Here is a 12,309-nt window from a genome sequence, read left to right on the forward strand (position 1 = left end):
ATGCCTTTAGATGGAATTTACTTTAGGAAAGTGGAACTTACTTTGAAATTTTACCTTAAATTGCTGAGCTTTGAATTACAATACTTTGCTTAAAAAAGATTTTGTCCTTTCATTTTTCGGATTTTCAAAAAACGCGGTGGGTTCACCCTCTTCTATTATCTTTCCTTCATCCATAAACATGATCTTATCCGAAACTTCCCTCGCAAATCCCATTTCATGAGTCACAACTATCATTGTCATGCCTTCATTTGCAAGATCCTTTATGACATTTAAAACTTCTTTTACCATCTCTGGATCAAGCGCTGACGTAGGCTCATCAAAGAGCATTATATCGGGTTTCACTGCAAGCGCCCTTGCGATCGCAATTCTCTGCTTTTGTCCTCCGGACAGTTGTGACGGATATGCATCCTTTTTATCCATAAGGCCTACTTTCTTCAAAAGCTCGATTGCTTCCTCCTGAGCCTTGCCATTCTCCATATTCAGGACTTTTCTCGGCGCAATCGTTATATTATCTATAACGCTTAAATGTGGGAACAGATTAAAATGCTGAAAAACCATTCCCATTCTCTGTCTCACTTTATTTATATCGATGCCCTTTTCATTTATCCTGACATTATCGATATATATTTCACCTGATGTGGGTACTTCAAGCATGTTTATACATCTTAACATCGTGCTTTTCCCCGATCCACTGGGACCTATAACCGTCACGACTTCGCCCTTTTTTATTGTACAGGTTATTCCCCGTAAAACCTCAAGTTTTCCAAACTTCTTATGCAAATCCTTAACGTATATCACTTCTTCTAAGCCTCCTCTCAAACCTGCCCATAAATTTAGAAAGCGTAAAAGTCATTATAAAATAAATGACGCCAATTGTCAAAAGAGGCTCGAATGATCTAAATGTAACGCTGCTTATAAGGCTATAGTCCCTTGTAAGCTCAGTCAGCCCTATTACCGATACGACGGATGATTCCTTGATTAGCGTTATAAATTCATTTACAAGCGCCGGCAATATGTTTTTGACCGCCTGAGGAATGATAATATATTGCATGTTCATCTTTTTATTCATACCGAGGGAATATGCAGCCTCTGTTTGCCCTATATCCACAGCCTGGATTCCTGCCCTGATAATTTCCGCGACATATGCCCCGCTGTTGAATCCCAGAGATATTACACCTGCTACTAATGGTGGTATTATAAAACCCAAAATCTGTGGAAAACCAAAGAAGATCAAATACACCTGAACCATCAGCGGGGTGCCCCTTACTATTTCAATATATGCCGTCCCTATAAAACGCAATATTTTAATATGAGACATCCTCATAAGAGCCGCAATGAGCCCGAGTATCACTCCTATTCCAACGGAAAGCAGCGTAAGTAAAAGAGTCATCTCTACGCCGCTTAAAAGCAGAGGAAAAAATTTCGATAAAACCGTAAAATCCAACTTATATTTTGTCATCAACTAACCTCCCCATACCATAAACATAAAAACAGGGCAGTATGACCTGCCCGATTGATCATTGCTTTAACAGCCCCCATTTATCAACAAGCTTATCGAACTTCCCGTTCGATTTTAAATCGCTCAATGTCTGATTTATTACATCCAGGAGAGCTTTATTGCCCTTTGCAACCGCAATACCCATTCCAGCTTCTCCTTGATTGAGCTCGGGTATTTTTACTACCTTTAAATCTCCCATTGTTTTTACATATTTTACTCCGACGGTATCATCAACAACGACCCCGTCTATCATTCCATTCTTTATCTCCATCATCAGCTGGTCGACTTTGTCCAGTTGCTGAAGCTTTATGCCTTTTATATTCTGCGCAGCTTTTGCCGATATGGTACCAAGCTGAGCGCCTATTTTTTTGCCGCTCATGTCCGATGCGCTATTTATGTTGTTCTTTTCGCTTACTACCAGTATCTGACCGCCTTTATAGTAAATATCCGAAAAATCGGCATTCTGTTTTCTCTCATCAGTGACAGACATACCTGCCGCTACAAAATCGAGCATACCTGTTGAGAGCGCACCGATAAGCCCGTCAAACTTCATATCCTTAATTTCCAGCTTGACTCCCAATTTATCGGCCACGGCTTTTGCAATATCCATGTCAAAACCAATTACGGTCTTGCCATCTTTTGGATCGATGCTTTCATATGGCGGAAATGTCGATTCGGTACCGACTATTATTTTCCCTGCCTGTTTAATTTTATCGACAGATGTAAGTTCCTTCTGGGCTCCTGCGCTTTTATTATCATCTACTTTTTTATTTGATGTAGCTTTTGGCCCGCATCCAGCAAGTGCTAACACAAGCGAAAATGTCAAAACGATTGCGACTAGTTTTTTTATCATTTTATATCCCCCCGATAGAATAATTATTTATTATATATGTATCATTATGCTATTGTCTGAATTAAAATGCAAGTACTTTATTAAAAATTTTTTCAGCTTGTTATATAAACTGTGATGTTATGAACAGTTATTCGCCAAATCCAAGTTCTGTAGGCTACTATGAAAGTATAATCAAAATTTAATGAATATTTATGTTATTGTATTCAAATATTTATACATATTTTTTGATATGAACATACCTCATGGCAAAAAATATGCCGGTATTTGAACAGTCACAAATATACTGTTCAAATACCGGCATGCCATTTTAACTTTTCAATTATTAATCTCAGTTTAACAAGCCTTCAAGCTGATTTAAAATATCGTCAAAAACATTTATGGTGCTGATCAGCGGCTCCGGTTTCGTCATATCTACTCCGGCTTTTTTCAATAAATTAATGGAATAATCCGAATCCCCGCTCTTTAAAAATTGCGTATATCTTTTTAATGCGTCCTCACCTTCGTCGATTATTCTTCGAGAAAGGCTTGTTGCCGCAGCATAGCCTGTGACATATTTATAAACATAGAAATCCCAGTAAAAATGCGGAATCCTTGCCCATTCCATATCTATTCCCTCATCTATGACAGCATTTTTTCCGTAATACTTGCTGTTCAAATCATGCCATACAGAGCACAGATAATCGGGCGTAAGAGTTCTGCCCCTTTCAGATTCTTCATGAATTAAAAACTCGAACTCGGCAAACATCGTCTGCCTGTAAACCGTCGTCCTTATCGTTTCCAGGTACTGGTTCATGATATATGCCTTTTTTGCCCTGTCTTTTGTCACTTTAAGAAGATAATTTATAAGCAGTGCCTCATTTGTAGTCGACGCGACCTCGGCGCAGAACAAGGTATAATTTGAATAAACGTACGGCTGGTTCTGCCTTGTAAGGTATGAATGTATCGAGTGCCCCATCTCATGGGCTATTGTAGAAACATCCGACAGGCTATTTTTATAATTTAGAAGCACATATGGATGCGTATCATATGAACCCCATGAATAAGCCCCGTTAGTCTTGCCTTGATTCTCAAATACATCTATCCACCTTGAATCGAAACCTTTTTTAAGAAGACCGATATATTCACTGCCAAGAGGGCTTAATCCCTCTTCAACTATTTTTAAACCCTCTTCATAAGGAATATTTATATTTACATTTTTTACAATCGGAGCATAAAGGTCAAACATATGTACTCTATCGATCTTAAGCACATTTCCCTTCAAATCCACATACCGGTGAAGAGGGGCCAAGTTGCTATTGACCGTATTTATAATGTTTTCATATACCGCTTTCGGGATATTATCGCCATCCAGCGCGGCATCGATAGACGATGGATACTTCTTTACATTCGAATAGAAAATATCCCGCTTTACAACGCCGTTAAGCGTGGCTGCAAACGTATTTCTATATTTTCCATAAGTACTGTACAGACCTTCAAACGCACTTTTCCTGACTTCACGGTTTTGCGATCTTATAAGCTGATAAAACCGCCCTTCTGAAAGCTCAACATCATTTCCGCTTTCATCTTTAACGGCAGGAAACCTTATGTCTGCGCTTGAAAGCATCCTGTAAATATTCTCGGCTGAATTTGAAATATCTCCGGCAGATGACACTATTTTTTCCTGCTCGGGAGGCAATACATGTTCCTTGATCCTGAGTATTTCATCCAAATAATGCTTATATAACTTAAGTCCCTTATTCTCATTTAAAAAGCTCTCTATCGTTTCCGCAGGTATGGACAGTATTTCCGGGACAATAAACGAAAACTCTGTATCCGCATAAGTATTAAGCCCTTCCGCTTTTCCGGCAATGCCCTGATAAAATGTATTCGAGTTATCCTCATCCCTTCTCATGTGGGCATATACATAAATTTTGTCTATAAACCTCAAAGCGTCATCCCTGAGCTTCAGGCAGTTCAGCAGGATTTGCGGCGATTCTTTTAATCTTGTCCTGTACCCTTCAACATTTTTTATCATTGCCTTTGCTTTTTCATAATCCTTTTCCCATAAATCATCATCTTTGTAGATATCTTCAAGCTTCCATCTGTATTTTTCCGGTATATCTTTCCTGCTTTTGAGCCTTGTGTCTTTGTTATCCATTATTTAAAACCTCCCTTTACCTTTTCTATATAATTCATCCTTTCAATTAAATTTTTCTCAATCCCCTGAGAAGTCGGCATATAATACTTCCTTCCCTTTAGATTTTCAGGCATGCATTCCATATCAGCGATTTTTTCTTTAAAATCATGTGCATATTTATATCCCTTGCCATAGCCCAACTGGGACATAAGTTTAGTGGGAGCATTTCTAAGATGCAGCGGAACCCCTTCGGCTATCGTATCTTTAGCGTCTCCTGCAGCCTTTTCATATGCTGCGTATAGGGCATTCGATTTTGGCGCAAGAGCCATGTATACAACTGCTTCAGCAAGGTTTACGCTGCATTCAGGCATACCTATATAATGAGCAGCCTCATATGCCGAAACCGCGATCTGAAGCGCCCTTGGATCAGCAAGTCCAACATCTTCAGATGCAAACCTGATTACACGCCTCGCAATATATAATGGGTCCTCACCGGCTTCAAGCATCCTTGCAAGCCAGTATATCGAAGCATCCCAATCGCTGTTTCTCATGGACTTATGAAGAGCGGATATAAGATTGTAATGCTCTTCGCCATTCTTATCATAAAGAAGTGACTTCTTCTGCATGCACCCTTCGACGGTTTGCCTTGTTATCTTCCTTACGCCTTTTTCCTCTTTTGTAGCTTTTACCGCCATCTCGATGGTATTCAAGGCGACTCTCGCATCGCCGTTGGCATACGATGCTATCATGGAGAGAAGCTCGTCGTCTATCTCTACATTAATCTCCTTAAATCCCCTTTCATCATTTAGTGCATTTTTCAAAAGTTTTACAATATCCTTGACACCGAGGGGTTTTAGCACAAATACCCTTGATCTCGAAAGCAATGCTGAATTCACTTCAAATGAAGGGTTCTCGGTAGTGGCTCCTATCAGTATTATATTTCCCCTCTCTACATGGGGAAGAAAAGCATCCTGCTGTGCCTTGTTAAACCTGTGTATTTCATCTATAAAAAGCACTGTCCTCTTGCCCATGTGCCTTCCCTCTTCAGCTTTTTTCATCACATCTTTTATCTCTTTGATTCCAGATGTTACAGCGCTGAATGTTATGAATTCGGCATTAGTCATGTTTGCGATGATCATCGCAAGAGTCGTTTTCCCAACGCCGGGAGGTCCCCACAATATCATAGAGGTTATATTATCGAGTTCAATAAGCCGCCTTAATACTTTACCCTTTCCGACTAAATGTTCCTGCCCGACAAATTCGTCAAAGTTTCTGGGCCTTACTCTGTCGGCCAAAGGAACATTGGATTTATCATTGTCAAATAACGAGCTCTGCTCATAAAATTTCATTGTAACACCCCGTATGAACTATTCAATATACTCATCCTTCATGCCCTTTATCTCTTCGGTAACCCTGGCAGCTTCCGCATCATGTATTTTAAGTATGTTATTCAGCCTTTCCTCCATCTTGTCATCATCTTCTATAAATTCAACTTTCAAAATCCATCCTGGATTGTGATTGTCCTGATCCTCTTCTATTGACAAAATCAAACCATCATAAAGAGATGTATCATAATTATCAAGTATGGCATTAAACTCCCAATCCTCAAATTCACCGGGTATTGTAAGGTATAGATGAACGATTTCCCTGCCTTCTTCGATTACTGCAAATACTTTATCGATGTAATCGATATTATATTCTATTGAATAGCTTCCAAGCTCCTTATCGAGTAATCCTGTCTGAGCATCCTTCTCCATAACTACAACCGATAATTTATCCATTTTGTTACCTCCAATTAATTTAAAATTTATATATAAATTACCAAATATTTTACACGATTCGTTTTATATAATTACGATTTCCACTAATGTGAAGAGCTCCGCTTCGCGCTCCTTATGTAGTGTACTCAATATCTTCTATATATATTAATCTATTTTGAACGCTATAGCAAACATATTATTTAAGATAGGTACTATTTTATATTTGGAAAATATTATGTGAAGAACAATTAGCTGAAAGTCTTTAGAGTCTGTTTCAGTATAAATAGTGAACTGACTCCGTCGCAATTGGGCAAGCATTTTAACGGCAATTGAAGTAGTTACTTATTATTTGGAAGAAGTTATAGAAAAAGACTATGTAAAAATATTACATAGTCCCTAAGATGCAATATTACAGCCTTGTGATCCTTGGCGAATTAAAGCTCTCATGCCTTGTTCTATCGTTATTAAACCTGGCTTTCTTGGCAGCCCTGCATTCCTTACACCTTATCGGTTCATTTGTAAAACCCTTTTCAGCATAAAATTTCTGTTCACCTTCAGTAAAAATGAATTCCTTGCCGCAATCCTTGCATATCAATTTTTTATCTGGCATATAGAACACCCCCTATTCAATTTAAATTAAATGATTTCATTTAATCCTTATATCATTTCCTCCAGAACAGGGGGCAATCATACTATAATTAAATGAACTATTTAATTATAGCACAGCCGTAAAAAATTTACAATATTTTATGGCTGTATGCTTCAGGTGCATCAAGCAAAAATCAACTGAAAACACGAAGGTGCATATTCTATATCTGAAGAATATTATTCCAATCGCTAAGCTCACAGCCTTAAGAGTCTGTAAACTTGTTATAAATTATCTCATATGTTAGAATATATTGAATCGAAAAATTGGTATGATTTAATATGCACTCGTCATGCAGTAATCGGGTTTTAAATAGACTTGGTTATAATTGTTATGAATATCGGAGGTTAACAGTATGCCTGAGCAATATTATATAGTAAAAAAGGAAGTCGTGCCTGAAATATATTCAAAAGTTATAGATGCCAAAAAGCTTATCCAGTCGGGAACGGCACGCAGCATAAATGAAGCGGTGCAAATGGTGGGTATAAGCAGAGGCGCCTTTTATAAATATAAGGATAGTATATATTTAGAATCCGAAGTATCCAAAAAAAGCATAGTTACTTTAAGTCTCCTGCTTCAGCATATTCCCGGAGTACTTTCAAATCTCCTTAATATAATTGCGGAATGGAAAGGCAATATACTTACGATAAACCAGAATATACCTATTAACGATATAGCCAACGCCACTGTTACATTTGAATATAATCCGCAGGATATGGATCTGGATAGGCTTATCTGCGCTATCAAAAAAGTTGACGGCATCATCGAGGTAAACATAATAGGCAGGCAATAAAATATAAGAATAATAATGAAAACCATAATAGAAAATAAGCCAGGAATATTAAGTTTCTTTTTCATGATTTTCGCTTCCTTTGTTTTGGGCTAGAGTAAGATAATACCTTGCATTTTCTATATCATTTTCATTCAAATATATAAGCGCTAACTTAACATATGCTGAAACAAGCTCATCGTAATTATTAATTTCTTTCAATACCTCAATAATAGACATATAAGTTTTCTTTAAATTTGAAATATTATCCGTGCTTCCATAAATACGCAGAAGATTATGATAGCATTTCAGCAAACAATCATAATCTTTATAAATATTGGCATAATTAAGACCTGATTTAATTGTTTCTATTGCTTTACCATATAGATGTTGCTTAATAAATATTTTTGATTTTTCCATAAGCGTATAGCATAAATGTTCCTTATCTATAACCCTTCTAATATTCTCAGCTTTTTCAAAATAATATAAACTAGTTTCAAAATCAGACTTGTCAAAATAAATTGACCCTAAGTTATTATATACGTATCCTAACAGTGAATCGGATTCCGCCAATTTTTTATATAAACAATTATAAATTTCGATAGCAGAGTCGTATTTGCCCATTTCTTCATAACAGTTTGCTTTAAGCATATTAACATAATAATAAACATTATTTTCTTTTTCTTCTCTGGTTAAAAATAAATATTTATCCAAACACTCCAGCGCCAGTTCTAATTTATCGAGTTTTTCATAACATAAAGCTATATCATATAATACCTTATTTCGTAATTCCAAATCCTTATACATTATTGAATAATGTTCACAAATATTAAAATATGATAACGCATCGCTGTATTGAGATTCTTCTGCTTTACATAATCCTATTTTCCAATATAAGTACGGAAACTTTTCATAATGATTTATAACTTGATCAATAATTATAGCTTCATTATAGTTTATAAAAGCGGTATCATAATCTTTATCTGACATATTAAAATCGGCTTTTTTAGCATAAAAAAGCGCCTTCACATTTAATAAGTTAAATTTTGAGGCTATTTCAAAAACATCTTCAATATCATCGCTTTTTTCAGCTTTTTCAAGTTTTTCTATGCAATACAGTTCGGCATCCTCTGAAGAAGAACGAAGCAAATACTTTTCATCTATATCCAAACTTATATTGAGTTCTTTAGCCTTAAGCCTAAATTTTTCAACAAGTTTTATTTCTACATCTTTTGTCAATGCTCTTTTGCCTATTTCTATCATGCTTATTAATCCTCTTGAGATACACTCATCTTGGAGTTCTTCTTGATTCATTTTTAAATATTTTCTTATTTTTTTTATTTTTTCACCAGGATTTAAAAAATTCATATCTAATTACCTTTCTGCTATATTTATGACGTATCGTATTATAAAGTTTTTAAATCTTTAATATAATCTTTTCCACTTTTATTATAGAATAAATCTACTTAAGATCGGAAGTACAATTATCGTTTGTATTTAAATTTGTGATGTCTTCCTGACTAATCAGATTTTTCCTTAAAGACAATATGGTAGTAAGCAAAATCAGCGATGATATAATCAAACATAACCATGATGGTATTTTATCAAATAAGACGCCAAATACTATTTGTCCTAAAGGCATTGCCAACATTACCCCTATTTCAAAGACCGAATTTACCCTACCCATTAAATGCAAAGGTATTTCCCTTTGGAGCATGGTTGTTAATGCAATATTTCCTACCCCTGTTACTACCTGAACAAGGAAGCCAATGCCAGTTAGAACTACAGATGTAATAGCTACTAAAATATATATACTGGTTAATTTTAAACTGCCGTTTCTACTATATAAATATACAAAAAATAGAATTGTTAATCCATTTAGCAAATCCAAGTATATAATCAATTTCTTCCTGTTAAGTCTGTCCGCTATAACTCCGGCTATCGGCCCTAAAACAAGCTTTGGAATTATTGTTGCTGTCAAGACAGTGGCAAATAATGTAGCTGACCCTGTGATTTTTAAAACATACAATGATAATGCAAAGTTTTGCATCTCAGTTCCTATAATGGATATCGATTTTCCTAACATTAATATTAAAAAGTTTTTTTGTTTTAAAATTGAAAACCTCATAATCTTCCACCGTAATTCTTTACGAATTTTTTGTACTTTCTGCATAAGTTTCTTTAATTATTTCATTTAATGTTGCTGTCTTATATGATAATACTATTGTACAAATAATGCAACATTGATTTATAAATCAATGTTGCATTATTTTATATATGATTGAAGAGTATTTTGTTAATGATTAAAATAATAAAAGAAAGAATATACTGATGTGAAAGCTGGAAATTGGAAAGGGACTCTACGCGATTAGGCTGCGAATCCAAGGCTCTGTCTGTATTCCCTAAAGCTCATATTTTTTAATTATTTCAGTTCGTTTAAATCGATTATATTTATTTTATCCGCAACAATACCGATTTTTTTACCTTCTTTCATTCTTTGAACTTCATCTTCTATGATCGGGACTGTCCAGCAAAGGTACCTGTTACTTGTAATAACGTTGGTACAATCAGCATCTTTATCTTCAAGGACTACTATTTTATCAAGCTTTCTATCGTATACTCTTACAATACTATATGAATTCCATGCTATAATTCGTGAACCCATCCATAAAAATTGCTGTGCATTTGCTTCATCTGTGGTGAGCAAACGGCGCTCTTTGTTATTTTCAATTAATCCTATGGTCCAATTAGGGTTATTTGAAATATGGCCAGTCCATACAATTGATTTACCGTCGGTTGCGAATCCTTCAACCGATATATTTTTTGTAATCTGCTGTATTTTACCGTTTTTATTCCAGTATAATTCACTCCATGGATTTTTACTATCTATGCTATCTTTCCCCATCCATATCAAATAATCATCAGTCTGTACAGGATTTATTCCCTGTTTAACTACATCAGTAATTTTATTTTTGATGATATCATATTCTTTAATAGTAACAGTAGGACCTGCTTCGGTTTTAGGACCTACTGCAGGGCTCCATACAACTAAATCATTGTATAATCTAGGATGCTGGAATGGACCATAATATCCATCCCCGTTAGAGTCTTTTAGACTGCTATATATTACCTTGTCTTCATGTTTTGATCTGTCATATATATGAATTCTCCAAATTGCAAAGCTTTGGTCCATTGCTTCACTCCAAACAACCCATTTCTTATTTATATCGGCATATACAGCCTGAGCTTTATCAGGGCAATATGCTATATGCTCATATGTATTGTTATTTAAATTATATAACATTATTTCTTCTTTTTTCCCTTTTTGAGGAGGTGCATCTATTACAAAATAACCGTCATCACCTACATCTACGAGTGCCCATGCACGGTCATCCGGCAATAGCGCATTAAATGTCTTTACATGGACATAAGGCCAGAGTTCTTTCATTGAGATTTCCAGGGGCATTTCGTTATTATATTCTTTACTTATAGTATTTTCACTTGGGTTATTTTTAGGTGATATATTGCTTACTACATTAGGATTTTTCTGTTTTTTCCCACATCCTGATAATATCAATAAAAATAAAATGATACATGCGATAATTTTCCTTACCATATGATTCCTCTTCCGTCAACAATTGTTGCTAAATTTTGATAATATATCTTGGAATATGGAGGGACATCTCCAGACCATGGTATCGATGGAGCACCAGATGCAGGATCAGCATAATGAACATTGGACATATTATCAGTATATCCATCAATTGCAAACCAATGGAATATATTTTGATTTGGATGACCTGTTAAATGAGGGCCACCTTTTACTTCATAAGCATCTCCCGCAACGCCATAATCATGATCAATATCAAAAACAACATGATCTAAAAACGTAGCTGCCTCGACATTTGTTCCGTATGGTATATACCAACTCGTAGACTCATATGAGTTTAATGTATTTGCCATTGGGTAACCTACAGAAGCACTTCTATACCAAGGAGTCTCTTTATCTATCTCAGTTCCAAGCGATGCTGCAGCCTGACTCTGTGTTATACTGATGCTCTTTGCTTTTATGATCATGCAGGCTGTTGCAGGACCACAATAATAAGATTTTTGTTGCGGTTCTTGATACAAATCAAAAATAAAATTACTATAATTGGTTTGTGGTGATACATTATTTGTTTTTTTGGAATTTGATTTAGTACTAATTATAGAATAATCCTTATCAGATAATTTTGTGTTATGAGCCTTATCAAAATTTTGTTCTGCTGAATGTAATATATCGACTGATATTTTTCCTTCTTTCGCCTTAAAGTATAAATCCTCTAATTTTTGCTTTTCATCAATCAGTTTTTGAGTAGCGGCGTCGATGGGGTAATTAATATGTGTTTTACCGTTTTGCGGTCCCTCTTTTTGCACATCTTCTGCAAAAGCATACTTCCCTGGTACAAACAAAATACAAAACACCAATAGAATTAAAAATGCCTTTTTCATAAATAACAACTCCTTTTTAATAAATTAATTTGTTGTGCTGATAGTTATTAGGGATATTATACTAATTGTAATAGTTGTAATATCCCTGATAATAGTAAACTTATGGATTTATTTGAATTTATTAATTAACTCGTTGTGCTAGCTTTTTTACTGGTAAAAATTGCGAATGAAAAACC

The 12,309-nt window shown here is 35.4% G+C and carries 12 protein-coding genes; 1 reads left to right on the forward strand and 11 read right to left on the reverse strand.

Translation table 11 applies throughout. From position 1 onward, the window contains the following. Window positions 1–75 precede the first annotated feature (75 nt). The 7 genes from QME45_13390 to QME45_13420 form a co-directional block, all read right to left on the reverse strand. A complete protein-coding gene (locus tag QME45_13390) occupies window positions 76–798 on the reverse strand; it encodes an amino acid ABC transporter ATP-binding protein (GenBank protein ID MDI6619626.1) in 723 nt (240 codons plus the stop codon). Further along, window positions 785–1,444: an amino acid ABC transporter permease gene (locus QME45_13395; GenBank protein ID MDI6619627.1), complete on the reverse strand. Its 660-nt coding sequence runs from the start codon at window positions 1,442–1,444 to the stop codon at window positions 785–787. The genes QME45_13390 and QME45_13395 overlap by 14 nt, the downstream gene beginning before the upstream one ends. Before the next feature lie 73 nt (window positions 1,445–1,517). Then, window positions 1,518–2,351: a transporter substrate-binding domain-containing protein gene (locus QME45_13400; GenBank protein MDI6619628.1), complete on the reverse strand. Its 834-nt coding sequence runs from the start codon at window positions 2,349–2,351 to the stop codon at window positions 1,518–1,520. Between the two features lie 328 nt (window positions 2,352–2,679). Next, window positions 2,680–4,488 carry an oligoendopeptidase F gene (pepF, locus tag QME45_13405; GenBank protein ID MDI6619629.1) on the reverse strand — a complete coding sequence of 603 codons (1,809 nt, stop codon included), beginning with the start codon at window positions 4,486–4,488 and terminating at the stop codon, window positions 2,680–2,682. Beyond that, window positions 4,488–5,816 (reverse strand): replication-associated recombination protein A, encoded by a 1,329-nt coding sequence (locus QME45_13410; GenBank protein ID MDI6619630.1) that lies wholly within the window; start codon window positions 5,814–5,816, stop codon window positions 4,488–4,490. Before QME45_13410 ends, pepF begins: the two co-directional genes overlap by 1 nt. 18 nt (window positions 5,817–5,834) lie before the next feature. Further along, complete coding sequence (locus QME45_13415; GenBank protein MDI6619631.1) at window positions 5,835–6,248, reverse strand: hypothetical protein; 414 nt, start codon at window positions 6,246–6,248, stop codon at window positions 5,835–5,837. A gap of 388 nt (window positions 6,249–6,636) precedes the next feature. Then, the gene (locus QME45_13420) at window positions 6,637–6,837 is read right to left on the reverse strand and encodes a zinc-ribbon domain-containing protein (GenBank protein MDI6619632.1); all 201 of its coding nucleotides are present in this window, start codon (window positions 6,835–6,837) and stop codon (window positions 6,637–6,639) included. A 391-nt stretch (window positions 6,838–7,228) separates the two neighbouring features. Here QME45_13420 and QME45_13425 point away from each other — a divergent pair, with 391 nt between their 5' ends. Further along, window positions 7,229–7,666, forward strand: a complete 438-nt coding sequence (locus QME45_13425) for an ACT domain-containing protein (GenBank protein MDI6619633.1) — start codon at window positions 7,229–7,231, stop codon at window positions 7,664–7,666. Window positions 7,667–7,714: 48 nt separating this feature from the next. Here QME45_13425 and QME45_13430 read toward each other — a convergent pair whose 3' ends face one another. From QME45_13430 to QME45_13445, 4 genes are all read right to left on the reverse strand, one after another. Next, the gene (locus QME45_13430; protein MDI6619634.1) at window positions 7,715–9,010 is read right to left on the reverse strand and encodes a helix-turn-helix transcriptional regulator; all 1,296 of its coding nucleotides are present in this window, start codon (window positions 9,008–9,010) and stop codon (window positions 7,715–7,717) included. A 94-nt stretch (window positions 9,011–9,104) separates the two neighbouring features. Further along, complete coding sequence (locus tag QME45_13435; protein ID MDI6619635.1) at window positions 9,105–9,770, reverse strand: MFS transporter; 666 nt, start codon at window positions 9,768–9,770, stop codon at window positions 9,105–9,107. 294 nt (window positions 9,771–10,064) lie between these two features. Continuing rightward, a complete protein-coding gene (locus QME45_13440; GenBank protein MDI6619636.1) occupies window positions 10,065–11,258 on the reverse strand; it encodes a hypothetical protein in 1,194 nt (397 codons plus the stop codon). Next, window positions 11,252–12,133, reverse strand: coding sequence for a C39 family peptidase (locus QME45_13445; protein ID MDI6619637.1), 882 nt, complete (start codon window positions 12,131–12,133; stop codon window positions 11,252–11,254). The genes QME45_13440 and QME45_13445 overlap by 7 nt, the downstream gene beginning before the upstream one ends. Between the last annotated feature and the right edge of the window lie 176 nt (window positions 12,134–12,309).

It is taken from the genome of Clostridiales bacterium (assembly GCA_030016385.1).
GTDB lineage: Bacteria > Bacillota > Clostridia > Clostridiales > Oxobacteraceae > JASEJN01.